The sequence below is a fragment of the Streptomyces sp. NPDC022910 genome (assembly GCF_055561075.1).
In genome coordinates, this window is sequence record NZ_JBVHHL010000018.1 from 100,716 (window position 1) to 118,190 (window position 17,475).

Here is a 17,475-nt window from a genome sequence, read left to right on the forward strand (position 1 = left end):
TACGCGACGTGAGGGACTGTAGGGGCGGACGGCCGGTCGTTCAAGCGTGTGTTCGACGAGCATGTGTACGAAGGCTGCCGCCACCGTACAGTTCCGGGCGCTGGGCGAGGCCGACGGTCTCCCGGGCGCCGCTCTCCTGCGCCCGGACCCCGGCCTCGGCGACCGCTGCGGCAGCGTACCCGTCCCACACCGAGGGCCCGGTGACCCGCCCCTGCCGGGTGGTGTCGACCCACGCCTGCACCTCGCGGTCGTAGGCGTCCGCGAACCGTACGAGATAGTCCTGCGCGACCTCCTCGCACGCACCGCCCCCGGTCGTGACGACCATCGTGTGCCCGTCTCCGATGCGGGCGCTGCCTTCCTCGCAGACCGCCTCGCAGCGCACCTGGTAGCCGAAGCCCGAGTTGACGAAGATCTCCACGTCGACGAGGGCCCCACCGGAGGTCTCGAAGAGGACGAACTGGGGGTCGAGCAGCCCCTCCGGCGCGTTCGACGACGCTTGCGGACGCAGCACGGACACCGCGGTGAGCTCCTGGTCCAGCAGCCATCGGGCCGCGTCGATCTCGTGCGAGACGGAGCTGTTGATCAGCATGGCCGTGGTGAAGTGCGACGGTGACGACACATTGCGGTGCGTACAGTGCAGCATCAGAGCCCGTCCCAGCCGGCCGCTGTCCAGCAGGGACTTCAAGCGCACATACTCGGCGTCGTAGCGGCGCATGAACCCCACCTGCGCGAGACGCCGCCCGAGCCGGGCCTCCGCTTCCACCACCCGCAGCGCGCCGGCCGAGTCCGGCACCATCGGCTTCTCGCACAGCACCGGCAACCCGCGGGCGAAGGCCGCGAGCAGCGCCTCCTCGTGCGCCGGCCCGGGCGAGGCGGCGAGCACGGCCTGGACGCCGGGGGCATCGAGCGCGGCCGCGGGCTCGCCGTGCACGAAGACGCCGTCGATACCGGCCGCGGCTTCCTTGGCGCGGTCCGTCTCGGGGTCCGCCACGGACACCACTCTTGCCCCGCTCACCACCCGGTCCAGTCGGCGTATGTGGTCCGCACCCATGTGCCCCGCACCGAGTACCGCCACGCCCAGCAGGTCACCCACAGGCCGTCCTCCCTCTGCGCCGATCGTCTCTGCGCAGGGTAGACCGCCGAGTGGGTGCCTTCAGTAGCGGAGTACTCCGGCGATGCCCGGAGCGTCGCCGAGGACGCCGTCCGGAACGAAGCGGACGTCGGCGCCGGTGTCCAGGCAGCGCTCGACGATCTCGTCCACGATGTCCTCGCGCGCGTCGAGGTCGCCGCTCTCGGCGGGCACGAGGTGGTCGCCCGCGTCGTCGCGGACCGTCACGCGGTAGTTCTCCTCGACCGCGAGGAGGCGGATGCGGCCGTCGGAGGCGTTCTGCCAGACCTCGTCGACGCCGGCGGCGAACGCCTTGTGCCCACGCGCAGACTCCAGCTCGCGGCTGACCGTGTCGACGTTCTTCCGGCCCTGGGCGGCGATGACCGGCTCGACCGCCTGCCACACCGCCTCGGGAGTGGCATGGGCGAGCCCGCCGTGCGGGATCTGTATGGCCTCCCTGGTGACGCTGCCGGCCTCGTCGAGCAGGGACAGGGCCGCCTGCTCGCCGGTGACGTAGAGCGGGCGTGGGTAGCGGCGCAGGACCCTGCTCATCGCGGTGTCGACCTCGCGCAGGAACTGGCGGGTCCCCTCGTCGCGGAACGCGCTGGGCATGTCGCCGATCCGTTCCTGGCGCTCGGCGTCGAAATTCTCGCGGCTGCGGGTCAGCGGGAAGGCGCCGCTGCGCTCCTCGGTGACGTGTCCGGCGCCACCGTTCCACAGGGTCACCCGGTCGGCGGAGAGGGTCAGTACCCAGAACGGCCGCTCGGCGGCCTGTGCCGCCACCAGGTTGCGGGTCAGGAAGGTGTCCGAGAGCACCACTCGCTCGGGCACCGCGCGGGCCAGCGACCACACCTGGTGCTCGCCGGGCGCCGCGAAGATGACCAGACCGTCTTCGGCGTACGTCAGGTCGACCTCGGCGAGCGCCTGGTCGAGCTGGGCCGCGACGTCGATCCGGCGCTCACGGCTGACCGCCGGATCCGCCTCCAGCTGCTTCTTGGCGTCGGCCAGCATATTGCGCAGCCGGACCCGGTCCTGCATGTTGTCGGGCTCGCGGCGGTGCGTCGGCGTCAGCACCGACACCGCGGGGTAGGGCCGTGGCCGGCGCAGTTCCGCGAGAGTCGAGGGACTGAGAGCGTGCTCCATACCAGCACCTTAGGACCGATTCGCTTATCGGGCATTCGGGACGGTTGGTTGCTTGGAGTTCTGACAGGGCCGGTCGGGCTAAGTACGCGTTGACCGCTTCTCGCACGTGACACACGCTCGACGTATGGCTGCTCGATACACCTGGTTTGGCAGGAGCGGTCGAGGCTTCCGGAAGCCCCAGGTGACCGGACCGTACCCGGCGACCATGCGCGGGAGGTAACGCATGTGCGGCATCACCGGATGGATCTCGTACGACCGTGATCTGCGGACCGAGACGGCGACGTTGGACGCGATGACGGAGACCATGTCCTGCCGGGGCCCCGACGCCCGTGGCACCTGGACCGAGGGCCCCGCCGCCCTCGGCCACCGCCGGCTCGCGATCATCGACCTGCCCGGCGGACGCCAGCCGATGACCGTGACGACCCCGGAGGGCGACGTCGCCCTCGTCTACTCGGGGGAGGCCTACAACTTCACCGAGCTGCGCGGCGAGCTGGCCGACCGGGGGCACCGCTTCACGACCGAGTCCGACACCGAGGTGGTCCTGCACGCCTACCTCGAATGGGGCGAGGCGCTCGCCGAGCGGCTCAACGGCATGTACGCCTTCGCCGTCTGGGACGGCCGCCACGACACGCTGGTGATGGTCCGCGACCGTATGGGCATCAAGCCCCTCTACTACTATCCGACCCCCGACGGTGTCCTCTTCGGCTCCGAGCCCAAGGCGATCCTGGCCAACCCACTGGCCCCCGCCCGGGTCGACCTCGACGGGCTGCGGGAACTGTTCGCGATGGTCAAGACGCCCGGCCACGCCGTATGGGACGGCATGTACGAGGTGGAGCCCGGCACCGTTGTCACGGTCGACCGGCAGGGCCTGCGCCGGCGCGTGTACTGGGAGCTGGAGACCCGGCCCCACACCGACGACCGCGACACCACCATCGCCACCGTCCGCTCGCTGCTCGAGGACATCGTGCGCCGCCAGCTGGTCGCCGACGTGCCCCGCTGCACGCTGCTGTCGGGCGGTCTCGACTCCTCCGCCATGACCGCCCTGGCCGCCAGCCAGCTGGCCGAGCACGGCGAGAAGGTGCGCAGCTTCGCGGTGGACTTCGTGGGGCAGACCGACCACTTCGTCGCCGACGAGCTGCGGGCCACCCCCGACACGCCGTTCGTGCACGACGTGGCCCGCGCGTGTGGCACCGAGCACCAGGACATCGTCCTGGACGTGCAGGCCCTCGCCGATCTCGACGTACGGGCGAGGGTGATCCGGGCGCGCGACCTACCCATGGGCTTCGGCGACATGGACGCCTCGCTGTTCCTGCTGTTCCGGGCGATTCGCGAGCACTCCACGGTCGCGCTGTCCGGAGAGTCCGCCGACGAGGTCTTCGGCGGCTACCTCCAGTTCTTCGACGAGGAGGCCCGGCGCGCCGACACCTTCCCCTGGCTGGTCAGCTTCGGCCGGCACTTCGGCGACGACACCGACGTCCTCCGCCCTGGCCTGACCGAGGCCCTGAACCTGGAGGCGTACGTGGCCGACAGCTACCGCAAGGCCGTCTCGGGCATCGGGCGCCTCGACGGCGAGAGCGACTTCGAGTACCGGATGCGGCGGATCTGCCACCTACATCTGAGTCGCTTCGTGCGTATCCTGCTCGACCGCAAGGACCGCACCAGCATGGCGGTCGGCCTGGAGGTTCGAGTGCCGTACTGCGACCACCGGCTCGTCGAGTACGTGTACAACACCCCCTGGTCGCTGAAGTCGTTCGACGGCAGGGAGAAGAGCCTTCTGAGGGAGGCGACCGCCGATCTGCTCCCGAAGTCCGTGTACGACAGGGTCAAGAGCCCCTACCCGTCCACCCAGGACCCCCGGTACGCGGTCGCCCTCCAGGAATACGCCCGGGATCTCCTGGCCAGCCCCTCCCATCCGGTCTTCGACCTGGTCGACTGGGAACGGGTGCGCCGGGCCGCCCACCACGACACCCCGCAGATCACCCAGGCCTCCCGCCGCGGCCTCGAACGCACCCTGGATCTTGCGCTGTGGCTGGACCTCTACACGCCGGAGATCTCCCTCACCTGACGCCGGGCACCGCGCGGGCCCGGGCATCCCGGCTCAGTCCCGCAGGTCCTGTCCACATGAGCTGCCGTTGGCCGGCAGGGAGCCGTCCAGGAGGAAGGAGTCGACCTTCTCGTGGACGCACCGGGAGGTCGTGTACCCGGTGTGACCCTCACCCCTGTTGTCGAGGACTACCGCCGAGGAACCGAGGCGCCTGGCGGTCTCCACGGTCCAGCGGTAAGGGGTCGCCGGATCCCCGCGCGTGCCGACGAGCAGCATCTTCGCGGAGTGCACGTTCTTCACTTTCTCGCGGACGAAGTCGGTGCCCTTGGGACGCCCGTAGCACATCAGCACCTGGGTGAGCCGGTACCGCCCGAAGACGGGCGACGTCTCCTCGTACTCGGCGCGCAACCGGGCCAAGTCCTGGGTGATCCGGTCGGCACCCGGCCGGTCCGGGTCGTCGGCGCAGTTGATCGCCATCAGCGCGGCCGGCAGGTTGTCGGTGGGTACGTCCTCGGGGTCGACGAGCCCGCCACCGGAGCGCGGGCCGGGGGGAACGGCCATACCGCCGCCGAAGAAGTGCATGATCCCGGTGGGATCCCCCTGTTCCACCAGCTGGTACAGGCCCTGCTCCAGCAGCGGCCACAGCTGCTTGCTGAAGAGGGCCTGGCCGATCGCGGCGACCAGGTCCTGCCCCGAGAAGGGCGGGCCGAGCGCGGTCGGCACCGGTTCCCGATCCAGCGAGTCGACGAGCTGGACGACCTGCTCCCGGGCCGAGCGCGCGTCCTGGCCGAACGGGCACGCCAGGTCCTTCACGCACCAGCCGAGGAAGTCCTCCAGTGCCCTCTGCTGTCCCTGCGCGCCCGCCAGCGCCTGCTCCGCCAGGGGCTCGGTGAGTGTGTCCACACCGTCGAGGGCCATCCGGCCCACCTGCGCGGGGAACTGCGCCGCGTACACCGCGCCGAGGCGGGTGCCGTAGGAGAAGCCGAGATAGTTCAGCTTCTTGTCGCCGAGGGCCTGGCGCATCACGTCGAGGTCGCGGGAGGTGTTGATGGTTCCTATGTACGGCAGCACCGGCCCGGAGTGCCTGGCGCACCGCTCCGCCGTCTTCCGCACCTGCTCGAGCGCGGCTTGTGGATCGGTCCCGCCGGTGGGGTCGTCCATCGTCTCCGAGTCCGAGTCAGTGCCCTCTCCACAGCTGACCGGTGAGGACTGGCCGACCCCGCGCGGATCGAACGTCACCACGTCGTAGCTGTTCGTCAGGTGCATGAACTCCTTGCCGCCGGCCGCCAGTACCGGGATGCCGGCGCCGCCCGGGCCGCCGAAGTTCAGCAGCACGGAACCCCGGGACCTGGCCGTGGCCCGGTAGCGGGCCATCGCCAGATCGAGTGTTCCGGCCTCGGGCCTCGCATAGTCGAGGGGGACCGTCACCTTTCCGCACTCGAGGTCCTCGGGCATCTCCTCGCCCTTGCAGGCGGACCACGTGATCCTCTGGCGGTAGAAACGGGACAGGTCCGGGTCGCCGTCTGCCGCGGCCACCGACGGCAGCGCGGCCCCCAGCAGGGCCAGCACCGCGGTCGTGGCCGCCGCGGTGACTGCGGGGCGTGTGTGCGTGGACAGCATGGCGCCTCCGGGGACGCCCCGGCTGCGGATCCGGGGACGGCCCTTCCGATCACGATAGGCGGGGCCTTCGGGGCACGCCTCCCGGCAGGCGGAACGGGCGGATCGGCTGTATCGTCCTCCACCGCATGACGGCGTGCTCGTTGGTTCGACCATCCCGCCACTCGTTGGAGTGAAAGGCAGATAAGCCATAACTCGGATGGTTCGTCTGCGTTTTACGGGGTGCGGGCGAGTGCTCGTGACATGTCTGGAAGGCAGGGAACCTATGAAACGGGTTACCCGAAATGGTTTGATCGCCGCGGCCGCCGCCTCAGGGGCGCTGGCCGTGACGCTGCCGGCGCACGCGGACTCCGCGGCGGACGGCACCGCGGCGGGTTCGCCCGGACTGATCTCCGGCAGCACCGTGCAGCTCCCGATGCACGTTCCGGTCAACGTGTGCGGCAACACCGTGACGGTGGTGGGACTCCTCAATGCGGCCGCGGGCAACACCTGCGTGAACCAGGACACGCGGGGGGCCGGTCCACGGCAGGGGGCGGTTTCCCGGGGTGGTGCCTCCGCATCCGGCGGCGGAAAGCATTCCTCGGGTGTGCTCGCCGGCAACGACGTGCAGTTGCCGGTTCACCTCCCGGTGAACGTCACCGGCAACACGGTGGGTGTGGTCGGCGTCGGCAACGCGGCCACCGGCAACACCTCCACGAACGCGTCGAGCACCCACCGCCCCGCCGTACCGCCGAGGGCGTCCACGCCCACGCAGCCGCCGCGCCCTCAGGCGGTGGCGCCGCCGGTGGTCAGCCTCGCCCACACCGGCGCGGACGCCACCATGCCCGCGCTTGCGGGGGGCGCGGCTCTGGTGCTCGGCGGGACCCTGCTGTACCGCCGCTTCCGGGCAGGACCGGCCCGCTGAGCCGACCCCGCCCACGCAGCGGACAGGCCCCGTCGGCCGAAGGGCCGGCGGGGCCCTCGCCATGACCGAAGTCAGCGTCCGTCGGCGTCGGCCGCCTCGCCCCGGAGGATGCTGTACCGAACCCCGTCGCGCCACCGTCCGTCACGGAAGGCGACGCTGCGCAGAATGCCCTCCTTGGTGAACCCGGCCTTCTCCAGGGCCCGTTGCTCCGCGATGTTCTCGGCCTCCGTGTCCGCCTCGATGCGCTCGGCGACGGTGTGCGCGAAGAGGTAGCGGACCAGCTGCCGCTGGGCCTCGGTTCCGACCCCTTTGCCGCGTGCCTCCGGTACCAGACCGATGCCCATGTTCCAGTAGAAGGCCGTGCGGGTCGGCCACACCTTCCGGAAACCGACGAAGCCCAGCCGCTGCTCGTCCCGCACCACCATGAGGCTGCCTTGGTCGTCCGCGAGCAGGCCGTTCTCCGCCCATGCGCGTCGCCAGCGCCCGAGGTCCCACCAGCCGAACCACTGGAAGGGCGAGGCCGTCTCACGGTCCGAAAGGAACCGCTCCATGACGGGCAGGTCGTCCTCGGCCACGGGGCGCAGGCTCACACGATCGGTGGTCATGGCCGATCACCCTAGGACGTCTTCGAGTGGTGCGACACCGGCTCGTGCACAGCGCGTTCGGGCAGGTCCGGACGGCCGGACAGCGCGTGGTGTACGGCCCGGAGATCGGCAAGGATGCTGTCGGCGCGATGGATCACGCAACCGCCCGCCACCCCGATGGAATGGAGCACAACGATGACCTCTGCGGGTCGCGAAGACCTCGTCGTCACCCGGGCCACGCTCGACGACTGGCCGGTGGTCATCGGCTGGGCGGCGGAAGAGGGCTGGAATCCGGGGCTGTCCGACGGCCCGGCCTTCTTCGCGCAGGACCCCGGGGGTTTCTTCATCGGCCGGATCGCCGGAGAGCCCGTCTCGGCGATCTCTGTCGTCAACTACGGTGCCGCCTACGCCTTCCTGGGCTTCTACCTGGTACGCCCGGACCTGCGCGGCCGCGGTCTGGGACTGACCACGTGGAAGACGGCCCTCGCCCACGCCGGCGGTCGCACGGTCGGCCTCGACGGGGTCGTCGCCCAGCAGGACAACTACCGCCGGTCCGGCTTCGAACTCGCCCACCGCACCGTACGGTTCACCGGAGTCGCCCCCTTCACCCAGGTTGCGCCCGGAGTGCGCCCGGCCGAGAAGGCCGACCTCGACGCCATCGCGGAGTACGACAGCGCCTGCTACCCGGCGGACCGTCCGGGTTTCCTGGAGCACTGGCTCACCGCTCCCGGCCACCGGGTCTTCGTCCGTGTCGAGGACGGCCGCCTCACCGGTTACGCGGTGATCCGTCCCGCCCGTGACGGTCTGCGCGTCGGCCCTTTGTTCGCCGACACCGCCGAGGACGCCGACGCCCTGTTCGCCGCGCTGACCGCCGAAGCCGGTGGCCGGCAGATCTCCATCGACGTCCCCGAGCCGAACACGGCGGCCGTCGCCCTGGCCGAAGGCGCGGGGCTCACCCCGTCCTTCGAGACGGCACGCATGTACACAGGCCCGGTCAGGCCCTTCGCCGCGGACCGCGTGCACGGGGTGACCACCCTGGAACTCGGTTAGCCGTACACATCGGGCGGTGCTCACGGGAGGTGTGGACGGTCGCGGTCCGCCGCGGGCAGGGCCGCGGACCCCACCTTTGCGAGGACGAGACCGCCGGTGAGCGAACCCGGGGTGATGCCCGCGTTGTACACGGTGGTCTGCAACGAGGTGGCCACATCCGCGTCGGTGGGCCGGACACATCGACCAGTGCGGTCTGGATCCGTGTGGGCGCGCCGCCGAAGGCCACTCCCGCACGGCGACGACACCAGCAGTAGGGGGCGCCGTGCGCGTACAGGCCCAGCACGAGCCGGGCGGTCGCCGTCAGCGCGAGCGCGCCGAGCAGGGTGCGCCGCAGGTGGGCGTCGACGAGCACGCCCACCGCCCAGATCCCGGCCACGGTCGTCATCCTCGACCTCCCGTCCAGCACCGGTCCCGCGCGGACGAAGCCCGGGTGCCGGGCGAACGGCGCGATGTATGTGTACATCACCTGGTGCCCAGTAGCAGAAGGAGCGTCACCGAGAGGACTTGCGGCGACCCCGGGCCGCACCGCGACCGCACGGGGCGGGGCACGCGCGGCCGGCACGCAACCGCGACAGGTTGTGCGCGTACCTCGCCGCGCTGCAGCCGGACGCCGGGGCGTGAGCCGCGGCCGGGACGGCCCCGCGACCGCGCGGGACCCGGGTGAAAGGCCTGCGGGACAGGCGTATTACGGTGCCTACACACGCCCCGGACGCTGGAGTGAGCCCATGGACCACGCTGCCGTACTCGCCCTCTACGACCGGGACATGCGCGAGGGCGCCCGGCCGGACGGGCCCGACGCCCGCATCGAGCGCGATGCGTGGGTGGTGCGCCAGGTCGCCGCCGCGCACGGCTGGAACGGGATCGTCTGGTCGGACCTGGATGAGACCACCGCGGACGCGGCCATCGCCGAGCAGGTCCGCCACTTCTCCGGACTCGGTCGCGAGTTCGAGTGGAAACTCTACGGACACGACCTGCCGGTCGACCTCGGGAAGCGGCTGCGGGCGGCCGGATTCACGCCCGAGCCCGAAGAGACGCTGATGGTCGCCGAGGTCGCCGATCTGACCCTCGACGTCGCACCGCCCGAAGGCATCGGCTTCCTGCCGGTCACCGACCCGGCGGGCGTCGACCTCGTGGCGGACGTCCACGCGAAGGCGTTCGGCACGGACGGCACCCGGCTGCGCCGCCAGTTGCTGGGCCGGCTGACCGACGACCCGGACGGTGTCGTCGCCGTGGTGGCCCTCGCGGGCGACGAACCGGTGAGCGCGGCCCGTATGGAACTCGTTCCCGGGACCCGTTTCGCGGGGCTGTGGGGCGGTGGCACCGTCCCGCACTGGCGGGGCCGCGGCATCTACCGGGCGCTGGTCGCCCATCGCGCCAAGGTGGCCGCCTCCCGGGGCTACCGCTACGTCCAGGTCGACGCGACCGGGCAGAGCCGCCCGATCCTGGCGCGCCTCGGATTCGAGCCCCTGACCACGACGACGCCGTACATCTCGCCGTAAACTGCGGGTTCACACGTCGAGCTGGTACTCCACCGCGCGGTGGGTGGACCGGTAGCCGAGCGTGCCGTTGATGGCGTTCATGGGTGCGTTGTCGTCCGCCGTGTCGGTGCGCAGTCCGCGTAGTTCGGGGTACCGCGCGCGGGCGCGGCGGATCAGCTCCGCCTTCATCCACAGGCCGAGCCCGTGACCGCGGTGCTCGGGCAGGACGCCGGTGCCGTAGTGCTGGGCGTCCCCCCGGCCGTCACCGGGCACGCCGAGTTCACAGAACCCGACGACGGAGCCGTCAGCCGTGTCGAGAGCGCAGACCGTGTGCAGCAGATCGCCGCGGCGTGCGACCGCCTCGGCGGCCGCCACGACACGGTCCACGTCCCACACCACCGTTCCGTAGTCCGTGTCGCCCATCGGCATGTCGTCCATGGCCCGCCGGGAAGCCGCGAAGGTGTGGGCAAGCTCTGCGGGGACCGTGCCGTCCCATGACGTCAACGCGTATCCGGGGTGCGGCCGTTCGGCGATGAGCGTGAGGCGGTCGAGGTCTGCTTCGGCGAGGGGCAGTCGTGCGTACGTCAGCGCCAGCACCTGTCGGAAGCCCCGTGCCGCCAGAAAGCGGTCGCCGGGGGAGTCCGACTCGGCCTGGGAGAGGAGGGAGCGCCGCCCGTCGGCACACGCCGCGGCGACGGCCGCCGCAAGCAGTCGGCTGCCCGTTCCTCTGCGACGCTCGGTGGGGTGTACGGCGCCTTCCAGCTCGGCGAGGTGCTCCTGACCTTCCTCGGTGAACAGGCGCAGGAAGGCCGAACCGACGGGCACGCCCTCTTTGTCGGAGGCCAGCCAGGCCAGCCGCCGGCTCGACGGGGTGGTCCCGGGATCGGTCAGCGGGGTGATGCGCAGGGACACGAAGACTCCGTGGCGGCGGGGCGTGCGGATGGTGAAGCCCGCAGAACCTAGCCGCCACGGTTCGTACCTCGCAACGGAATTCGGCGCGAGGGCAAGACGCCGTCAGCGATGCGCCCGTGCCCGGTCGAGAGCCGCGACTCCCAGCGCCGCGAGGCCGATCTGGATGAGCCATTCGATCCAGTCGACGCCCTTGGTGTCGGCCACCCCGAACGCGGCGGCGATCCCGGACCCGACGAGGGCGGCCACGATGCCGACGAGAATGGTCCACAGGACGCCGATGCGCTGGCGCCCCGGGACGACGAGCCGCCCGAGGACACCGATGATGAGCCCGATGACGATGGCGCCGATGATGCTCGAGATCTCCATCTCCGCCCCTTAATGTGAAGGCCTCTGCACTCCTTCATGTGCCCGCTGTGCAACGGCAGCAGTCCATTCCGCTTCAACTTCGGGTCAATGCCGGGTCAACCGCGGCCTATCGGAGGGGCGTTCCGCTGTTCAGTACCCCTCCTGCCATGTACCGTTCAACAGCCCGTCGTGCGAGCGGCGTAGGAAAGGAATTCTACGCGCGCAGACTGCGACGGTGGTTCTACGCGCGAAGACGAACGGCACCCGCACGCTCCTTCCCCAACTCCCCTCACGGAGGTCCGCCGGATGCTCGGACTCACCAGGTCCCGCCACAGACTCACCACGGCCCTCGCCGCGTTCGGCCTGCTCGCCACGGGCGCCGCCGTCCAGGCGACCACGGCCGCCACGCCGGCCCACGCGGTCACCCCACACCGCATCCTGTTCGACAACGCGCACGCGGAGACGGCCGGCAACGCGGACTGGATCATCTCCACCAGCCAGCCGGACCCCCTCGGTCAGGACTCCTCCCCGTCCGCCGAGACGGACTGGACGGGAGCTCTCTCCTCCTGGGGCGTCGCGCTGCAGAAGACGGGCAACTACAGCCTCAAGACGCTGCCTTCGGGCTCCAGCCTCGGATACGGCGGCTCGTCCTCGACCGACCTGTCGAACTTCGACACGCTCGTGCTGCCGGAGCCGAACACGCTGTTCACGACGGCCGAGAAGACGGCCATCATGAACTTCGTGAAGAACGGCGGCGGCCTGTTCATGATCTCCGATCACACCGGCGCCGACCGCAACAACGACGGTGAGGACGCGGTCGAGGTCCTGAACGACCTGATGACCAACAACAGCGTCGACGCCACCGACCCGTTCGGCTTCTCGATCGACTCGCTGAGCATCAGCTCCGACTACCCGTCGGCGATCAGCGACAGCACCAACCCCGTCCTGCACGGATCCTTCGGCGCCGTCACCAAGAGCCTCATCGCCAGTGGTACGACGGCCACGCTCAAGCCCGCCGACAACTCGGCCGTCAAGGGTCTGCTCTACCGCACCGGTTACTCCGGCAACACCGGAGCTTTCTTCCTCACCAGCACCTTCGGCAGCGGTCGGGTCGCCTTCTGGGGTGACAGCTCACCCATCGACGACGGCACCGGCCAGTCCGGCAACACGCTCTACGACGGCTGGAACGACTCCGGTGCCACCAACGCCGCCCTGGCCCTCAACGCCACCGAATGGCTCTCCGGAGCGAGCGGCAGCAGTGGGGGCGGCGGCGGAGGCTCCACCTCCTGCACCACCGCCCAACTGCTCGGCAACAACGGCTTCGAGTCCGGCGCCACCACCTGGAGCGCCAGCAGCAGCGTCATCACCAACTCCAGCAGCGAGTCGCCCCGTACGGGCTCGTACTACGCCTGGCTGGACGGCTACGGATCAGCGCACACCGACACCCTCTCCCAGTCGGTGACCATCCCGTCCGCCTGCACCTCCGCCACCCTGAGCTTCTACCTCCACATCGACACGGCGGAGACCACCACCAGCACGGCGTACGACACGCTCAAGGTCCAGGTTCTCAACAGCTCCGGGACCGTGCTCGGCACACTGGCGACGTATTCCAACCTCAATGCCGCAAGCGGCTACACCCAGCGCAGCTTCAATCTGGCCAGCTACGCCGGACAGACCGTCACCCTCAAGTTCACCGGCACCGAGGGCTCCACGCTCCAGACGTCGTTCGTCATCGACGACACGGCGCTCAACGTGAGCTGACGCTCCGAGGGGTGGGCCCGAGGGCCCACCCCTTTCGGCTCATGCCGCCGGGAAGGTGTGCTCCGGTGTGTTCCAGCCGGAGATCCGCACACCGGGCAGCCGAGCCGTGCAGATCGGCCGCCCGGTAGGTGGCGGTCGAAGTGGCCGACCCTGCCGGCCACAGGCTCACCTCGTTCTCCGACCACCGAACCGGCGGCAGTACCGGCTTGACCGGGGAGTCCGTGTACAGGAGGCCCTGTGCGACGACGGCGGTGGCAGGCCGCCGGAGAGGGTCAGGGCGGTGGAACACGGTGGTCTCCTTGGAGGCTGGGGGAGCATCCGCGCTTCGGCGCTGCGGGATCCGGCAGGTGGTGTCACCCCGGGGCGCCCGCCCCGTCTAAAGTCAGGAAACTTTACTAACTTCGCCTCAAGCCAGGACGTGGCAGGGTGCGGTCCTCGCGCTCGTCGACGGTCTCGTCTGGGCCGAACTGGGCGCGGCGATGCCCGGCTCCGGCGGCAGTTACGTCTATCTGCGCCAGGCCTTCCAGTACCGCACGGGGCGCCTGATGCCGTTCCTGTTCGTGTGGACGGCGATGCTCTTCATCCCGCTGATCATGTCGACCGGAGTGGTGGGCTCGTCCAGTACCTGGGCTATCTGGCCCCGCACCTCGGACAGACCGCCGGTGACCTCATCGGGCTCGGCATCATCGTTCTGGTGATCCTCCTGCTGTGGCGGGGCATCGAGAACATCGCCCGCATCACAGCGGTGATGTGGGCCGTGATAATGGCCTCGGTGCTGCTGGTGATCGTCGCGGCGGCCTCGGACTTCAGCGCGCAGCTGGCCTTCACCTACCCGGCGCACGCCTTCGACCTGACCGGCGATCACTTCTGGCTCGGCTTCGCGGCGGGCCTGACGATCGGTATCTACGACTACCTGGGCTACAACACGACGGCGTACATGGGCGCCGAGATCAAGGACCCGGGCCGTACACTCCCGCGCTCGATCATCTTCTCGATCCTCGGCATCATGGCGATCTATCTGCTGCTGCAGATCGGCACGCTCGGCGTCATCGACTGGCACCGCATGACCGACCCGAACGACATCGCGTCCACGTCGGTGGCCTCCGCCGTGCTGGAGAAGACATGGGGCAAGGGCGCGGCGGACACGGTCACGGTCCTGATCCTGATCAGCGCCTTCGCCTCGGTCTTCACGGGCCTGCTGGGCGGATCCCGAGTGCCCTACGACGCCGCCCGCGACCGCGTCTTCTTCCGCCCGTACGTCAAACTGCACCCGAGGCACCGCTTCCCCATGCTCGGTCTGGCCACCATGGGAGTCATCACGGCGCTCGGATTCCTGATCGGCCGTCACACCGACCTGGCGACCCTGATCCAGCTGTTGACCACGGTGATGGTGCTCGTCCAGGCGCTGGCGCAGATCGCGGCTGTGACGGTTCTGCGCGAGCGCCAGCCGACGCTGCACCGCCCGTACCGGATGTGGCTGTACCCCGTGCCGAGCATCGTGGCCCTCGTCGGCTGGCTGGTCATCTACGGCTACGCGGACAAGAACTCCCCGGGCCGCCACCCCATCGAATGGTCCCTGGCCTGGCTGGCCCTCGGCTGCGTGGCGTACGTGGTCTGGGCCCGTCTGGAGAAGGTCTGGCCGTTCGGCCCGAAGGAGATCACGGAGGAGTACCTCACGCCTGCGGCAGCGGAGCCGGCGGACGCGTGAGAGCGGTGCCGTGACCGAGGGGCGGGGCCCCGCGTGGGCCCGCCGGAGGGGGCGGCCCACGGGGTTTCGGGCCGGCCACCCGTACGTCTACGTCCTTTGCGGACTCAGGTCACGACCACCCGGTGGCCGCCAGAACTTCGCGGGCGATGTCGATCACACCGCGCCCGTCGGTCGCGACCCGTACAGTGTCGAGAGGTGCCCGCTCGTCGAGCAGCCGGGCCCTGCGGGCGCTGTTCGCCAGCTCCCGGTGCAGCTCGGATCCCAGCTCGCGGCCCTTCAGCCGACGGGCCACCGTGTCATCGGTCGCGGTCAGGAGCACGCGAACGATCCGCACGTCCGCGCCCATGGCCCGTTCGAACATGCCTGCCGATTCGGCCAGCACGCTGACCGTGTTCGTATAGACGAGCCGCCGGTATCCGAGCGCGGCGTAATTCCCCCACACCGCCGTGAGGTTGCGCTCCGTCACCCCCGCCCGGTGCGGATCGCCCGCTGGCGCCGGGTGCACCTGGCCCATGAAGTCGCCCTCGATCACGGCGTGCGCGACCTCGGCGGCTCGTAGCAGTGCCGAAACCTCCCAGCCGACCGTCGACTTGCCGGCCCCGGCGCGTCCTCCGATGAGCAGCACTTCCGTGTGACCCATGGGGCCAGCCTGCCAGTCGGAGGGGCCCGCGCGCCCGCTGGATTCTTCAGCGCAGCCGGGAGTGCGACACACACCGCACTGCCCTGCGGACGGCCCCCGCCGGGTCTCCCTCGTGGTACGGCCGTTCCGACGGCTCGATGCCGTCGAGGAACTCCTGGTAACGGACGGCGTACATGAGGTGGGCGAGCGGCTCGGCGAGACGCAGGGCGCGGAGGGGGTCGCTTCCTGGGACGTGTGCGGTCCATGCCTCGGCCCAGGCGCGGACCGCCGTGGCACGGGACGGCTCCGGGAGGAAGTCGTGGGCGCGCAGACCGTCCACCACCGGGTTGCCCCAGTACGCGTCCGCGAAGTCCATGACGACCGGACGGCCGCCGTCACTGCGCCAGTTGCCCGGGTGGAAGTCGCCGTGCACCACCGTGTCGGGCAGACCGCACTCCTCGAGCTGCTGCCAACGGCCCGTCGACTCCCGCGTCAGTAGCAGCTCCTGAGGGGTGAGCTCGGCCGCGACCGGCCCGTCCAGCAGGGCGTCCACCCGGGCCGCGAGCACTGCGGCGCGCCAGTCCCGCAGCCCGGCGGGCCGGTTCGAGGCCAAGGAGGCCTGCGCCGCCACGAACCGGTCCATCGCCGCCGCCGCCGTCCGGGGCGACGCGCCCCAGCAGTCCTCGCCGGGAACGTGCTCCATGAGGATCCGCCGGTCGCCCCGGCCGGCGAGGGCCGGCACCAGCGCGGGATCCACACGCGCGAACGCGCCGACGACGACGGCCTCGTCCGCTGCGAAGTGCGGCGTGGCCTTGAGCCAGACCGGTCCGGACGCGGTGGGCAGCCGGAACAGCCCGGCCAGGTTCCAGGTCCTCCGCTGCTCGACACGCCCGGTGACGGGACGTCCTGCCGCCTCCAGCGTGCGGACGGCCCAGTCGAGGAGTTCCCGTACACCTTCGGCGCGGGCCCACGGCGCACGGAGCGCGTGGTCCTGCGTCAACCCACGGTCGTCGAAGGACCGTCGGTCCAGCAGCCCGGGCGCAGGGCGCCCCAATGCCTCGACGTGATACGTCGCGTGGCCGTCCCGCCCACCTTCGCCTCCGTCCACCGTCAGCAGCCGCAGCACCAGCACCGGCACGCCGAGCAGGCTCTCCAGCAGTCCGACGACCGGCTCGACCTCCTGCCACCACGGCACGTCCACGGGAAAGGGGCCCGCGGCTCCGAGGACGTCGCCGTTCGATGTCACCCACGCACTGACGGTTCGGCTCACCGCGCCAGTGTGCGGGCCCCGGCGTTCCTTGACATGCAAGTAATTGCCTGCATAACGTTGAGTGTGCGATCAGGGAGCGACTCCGGGATGGACCAGGTCTTCAAGGCGCTGGCCGACGCCACGCGCAGACGGTTGCTGGACCGGTTGCACGAGCGCGGCGGGCAGACGCTCGGCGAGCTGTGCGAGCACATCGACATGACGCGTCAGTCCGTCACCCAGCATCTGGCCGTACTCGAGGCCGCCGATCTGGTCAGCAGCGTGCGCCGCGGGCGGGAGAAGTTGCACTACCTCAATCCGGTGGCGCTACACGAGATCCAGGAGCGGTGGATCGACAAGTTCGAGCGCCCGCGTCTGCGCGCGCTGAGCACGCTGAAGCGACGAGCCGAGGAAGCCATGACCGACAAGCCCACGTTCATGTACGTCATCTACATCAAGAGCACGCCCGAGATCGTCTGGGACGCGCTCACCGACCCCGGCCTCACCGCCGCCTACTGGGGCCACAGCAACGTCTCCGACTGGAAGTCCGGCTCCCGCTGGGAACACGTCCGTACGGACGGTTCGGGCATCGCCGACGTGGTCGGGGAGGTCGTCGCGAGCGAGCGACCCACCCGCCTCGTCACCACCTGGACCTTGCCCGAGAACGAGGGGCAGGAGGACACCTACTCCAAGGTCACCTTCGACATCCAGCCGCATGCCGACATCGTGAAGCTCACCGTCACCCACGAGGACCTGGCGGACGAGACCGCGCGTGCGGAAGCCGCCGGAGGCTGGGCGGCCGTGCTGTCCAACCTGAAGTCGCTGATCGAGACGGGCAGTCCGCTGCCGCAGGAGCCGTGGCTCGTGCCGAACCGCTGACGCGGTGGGGAGCGGGGGCTTGTTCGGGTACGGCGAGGCCGGTCCGCGGCTGCGGACCGGCCGACAGGGTTCCTTCT

General features: G+C 70.4%; 15 protein-coding genes and 1 pseudogene. 7 read left to right on the top strand and 9 right to left on the bottom strand.

Annotation, left to right across the window (positions count from 1 at the left end; all coding sequences use genetic code 11):
* Positions 1-40: 40 nt before the first annotated feature.
* Together ACZ3TS_RS19310 and ACZ3TS_RS19315 are read right to left on the bottom strand one after the other, a co-directional pair.
* Complete coding sequence (locus tag ACZ3TS_RS19310) at positions 41-1,093, bottom strand: Gfo/Idh/MocA family protein (RefSeq protein ID WP_467619305.1); 1,053 nt, start codon at positions 1,091-1,093, stop codon at positions 41-43.
* A gap of 60 nt (positions 1,094-1,153) precedes the next feature.
* Positions 1,154-2,251 (bottom strand): baeRF3 domain-containing protein, encoded by a 1,098-nt coding sequence (locus tag ACZ3TS_RS19315; protein WP_467619307.1) that lies wholly within the window; start codon positions 2,249-2,251, stop codon positions 1,154-1,156.
* A 223-nt stretch (positions 2,252-2,474) separates the two neighbouring features.
* Between ACZ3TS_RS19315 and asnB the strand changes: the two genes are divergently transcribed.
* Positions 2,475-4,316, top strand: coding sequence for an asparagine synthase (glutamine-hydrolyzing) (asnB, locus tag ACZ3TS_RS19320; RefSeq protein ID WP_467619308.1), 1,842 nt, complete (start codon positions 2,475-2,477; stop codon positions 4,314-4,316).
* Between the two features lie 33 nt (positions 4,317-4,349).
* On the opposite strand, the gene ACZ3TS_RS19325 is transcribed toward asnB, so the two are convergent.
* The gene (locus ACZ3TS_RS19325; protein WP_467619311.1) at positions 4,350-5,915 is read right to left on the bottom strand and encodes an alpha/beta hydrolase; all 1,566 of its coding nucleotides are present in this window, start codon (positions 5,913-5,915) and stop codon (positions 4,350-4,352) included.
* Between the two features lie 262 nt (positions 5,916-6,177).
* Between ACZ3TS_RS19325 and ACZ3TS_RS19330 the strand changes: the two genes are divergently transcribed.
* The gene (locus tag ACZ3TS_RS19330; RefSeq protein ID WP_467619313.1) at positions 6,178-6,816 is read left to right on the top strand and encodes a chaplin; all 639 of its coding nucleotides are present in this window, start codon (positions 6,178-6,180) and stop codon (positions 6,814-6,816) included.
* A 71-nt stretch (positions 6,817-6,887) separates the two neighbouring features.
* Here the strand turns inward: ACZ3TS_RS19330 and ACZ3TS_RS19335 are convergent, their stop codons facing one another.
* The gene (locus ACZ3TS_RS19335) at positions 6,888-7,421 is read right to left on the bottom strand and encodes a GNAT family N-acetyltransferase (RefSeq protein ID WP_467619316.1); all 534 of its coding nucleotides are present in this window, start codon (positions 7,419-7,421) and stop codon (positions 6,888-6,890) included.
* Positions 7,422-7,595: 174 nt separating this feature from the next.
* Between ACZ3TS_RS19335 and ACZ3TS_RS19340 the strand changes: the two genes are divergently transcribed.
* Positions 7,596-8,450: a GNAT family N-acetyltransferase gene (locus ACZ3TS_RS19340; protein WP_467619317.1), complete on the top strand. Its 855-nt coding sequence runs from the start codon at positions 7,596-7,598 to the stop codon at positions 8,448-8,450.
* A 20-nt stretch (positions 8,451-8,470) separates the two neighbouring features.
* On the opposite strand, the gene ACZ3TS_RS19345 is transcribed toward ACZ3TS_RS19340, so the two are convergent.
* The gene (locus ACZ3TS_RS19345; RefSeq protein WP_467619319.1) at positions 8,471-8,605 is read right to left on the bottom strand and encodes a hypothetical protein; all 135 of its coding nucleotides are present in this window, start codon (positions 8,603-8,605) and stop codon (positions 8,471-8,473) included.
* A gap of 570 nt (positions 8,606-9,175) precedes the next feature.
* Here ACZ3TS_RS19345 and ACZ3TS_RS19350 point away from each other — a divergent pair.
* The gene (locus ACZ3TS_RS19350) at positions 9,176-9,949 is read left to right on the top strand and encodes a GNAT family N-acetyltransferase (protein ID WP_467619321.1); all 774 of its coding nucleotides are present in this window, start codon (positions 9,176-9,178) and stop codon (positions 9,947-9,949) included.
* Positions 9,950-9,958: 9 nt separating this feature from the next.
* Here the strand turns inward: ACZ3TS_RS19350 and ACZ3TS_RS19355 are convergent, their stop codons facing one another.
* Positions 9,959-10,840, bottom strand: a complete 882-nt coding sequence (locus ACZ3TS_RS19355; protein WP_467619322.1) for a GNAT family N-acetyltransferase — start codon at positions 10,838-10,840, stop codon at positions 9,959-9,961.
* A gap of 102 nt (positions 10,841-10,942) precedes the next feature.
* Entirely contained in the window at positions 10,943-11,206 is a 264-nt protein-coding gene (locus ACZ3TS_RS19360) for a GlsB/YeaQ/YmgE family stress response membrane protein (RefSeq protein ID WP_467619325.1), read from the bottom strand.
* A 285-nt stretch (positions 11,207-11,491) separates the two neighbouring features.
* Between ACZ3TS_RS19360 and ACZ3TS_RS19365 the strand changes: the two genes are divergently transcribed.
* Together ACZ3TS_RS19365 and ACZ3TS_RS19370 are read left to right on the top strand one after the other, a co-directional pair.
* Entirely contained in the window at positions 11,492-12,946 is a 1,455-nt protein-coding gene (locus ACZ3TS_RS19365) for a hydrolase (RefSeq protein ID WP_467619326.1), read from the top strand.
* A 425-nt stretch (positions 12,947-13,371) separates the two neighbouring features.
* Positions 13,372-14,654: pseudogene (locus ACZ3TS_RS19370) on the top strand (APC family permease); the annotation flags it as partial.
* 109 nt (positions 14,655-14,763) lie between these two features.
* On the opposite strand, the gene ACZ3TS_RS19375 reads toward ACZ3TS_RS19370, so the two are convergent.
* Both ACZ3TS_RS19375 and ACZ3TS_RS19380 read right to left on the bottom strand, forming a co-directional pair.
* Entirely contained in the window at positions 14,764-15,294 is a 531-nt protein-coding gene (locus ACZ3TS_RS19375; RefSeq protein ID WP_467619328.1) for a nucleoside/nucleotide kinase family protein, read from the bottom strand.
* Between the two features lie 46 nt (positions 15,295-15,340).
* Positions 15,341-16,543, bottom strand: a complete 1,203-nt coding sequence (locus ACZ3TS_RS19380) for an aminoglycoside phosphotransferase family protein (protein WP_467619331.1) — start codon at positions 16,541-16,543, stop codon at positions 15,341-15,343.
* Positions 16,544-16,630: 87 nt separating this feature from the next.
* On the opposite strand from ACZ3TS_RS19380, the gene ACZ3TS_RS19385 reads away from it, so the two are divergent.
* Positions 16,631-17,398 carry an ArsR/SmtB family transcription factor gene (locus tag ACZ3TS_RS19385; RefSeq protein WP_467619333.1) on the top strand — a complete coding sequence of 256 codons (768 nt, stop codon included), beginning with the start codon at positions 16,631-16,633 and terminating at the stop codon, positions 17,396-17,398.
* The last annotated feature ends 77 nt before the right edge of the window (positions 17,399-17,475 follow it).

What these genes read in the sequence shown, in the direction of transcription:
- ACZ3TS_RS19315 (WP_467619307.1), bottom strand. Translation starts at nt 2,251, where the DNA reads ATGGAGCACGCTCTCAGTCCCTCGACTCTCGCGGAACTGCGCCGGCCA.
- asnB (WP_467619308.1), top strand. Translation starts at nt 2,475, where the DNA reads ATGTGCGGCATCACCGGATGGATCTCGTACGACCGTGATCTGCGGACC.
- ACZ3TS_RS19325 (WP_467619311.1), bottom strand. Translation starts at nt 5,915, where the DNA reads ATGCTGTCCACGCACACACGCCCCGCAGTCACCGCGGCGGCCACGACC.
- ACZ3TS_RS19330 (WP_467619313.1), top strand. Translation starts at nt 6,178, where the DNA reads ATGAAACGGGTTACCCGAAATGGTTTGATCGCCGCGGCCGCCGCCTCA.
- ACZ3TS_RS19335 (WP_467619316.1), bottom strand. Translation starts at nt 7,421, where the DNA reads ATGACCACCGATCGTGTGAGCCTGCGCCCCGTGGCCGAGGACGACCTG.
- ACZ3TS_RS19340 (WP_467619317.1), top strand. Translation starts at nt 7,596, where the DNA reads ATGACCTCTGCGGGTCGCGAAGACCTCGTCGTCACCCGGGCCACGCTC.
- ACZ3TS_RS19350 (WP_467619321.1), top strand. Translation starts at nt 9,176, where the DNA reads ATGGACCACGCTGCCGTACTCGCCCTCTACGACCGGGACATGCGCGAG.
- ACZ3TS_RS19360 (WP_467619325.1), bottom strand. Translation starts at nt 11,206, where the DNA reads ATGGAGATCTCGAGCATCATCGGCGCCATCGTCATCGGGCTCATCATC.
- ACZ3TS_RS19365 (WP_467619326.1), top strand. Translation starts at nt 11,492, where the DNA reads ATGCTCGGACTCACCAGGTCCCGCCACAGACTCACCACGGCCCTCGCC.
- ACZ3TS_RS19375 (WP_467619328.1), bottom strand. Translation starts at nt 15,294, where the DNA reads ATGGGTCACACGGAAGTGCTGCTCATCGGAGGACGCGCCGGGGCCGGC.
- ACZ3TS_RS19385 (WP_467619333.1), top strand. Translation starts at nt 16,631, where the DNA reads ATGGACCAGGTCTTCAAGGCGCTGGCCGACGCCACGCGCAGACGGTTG.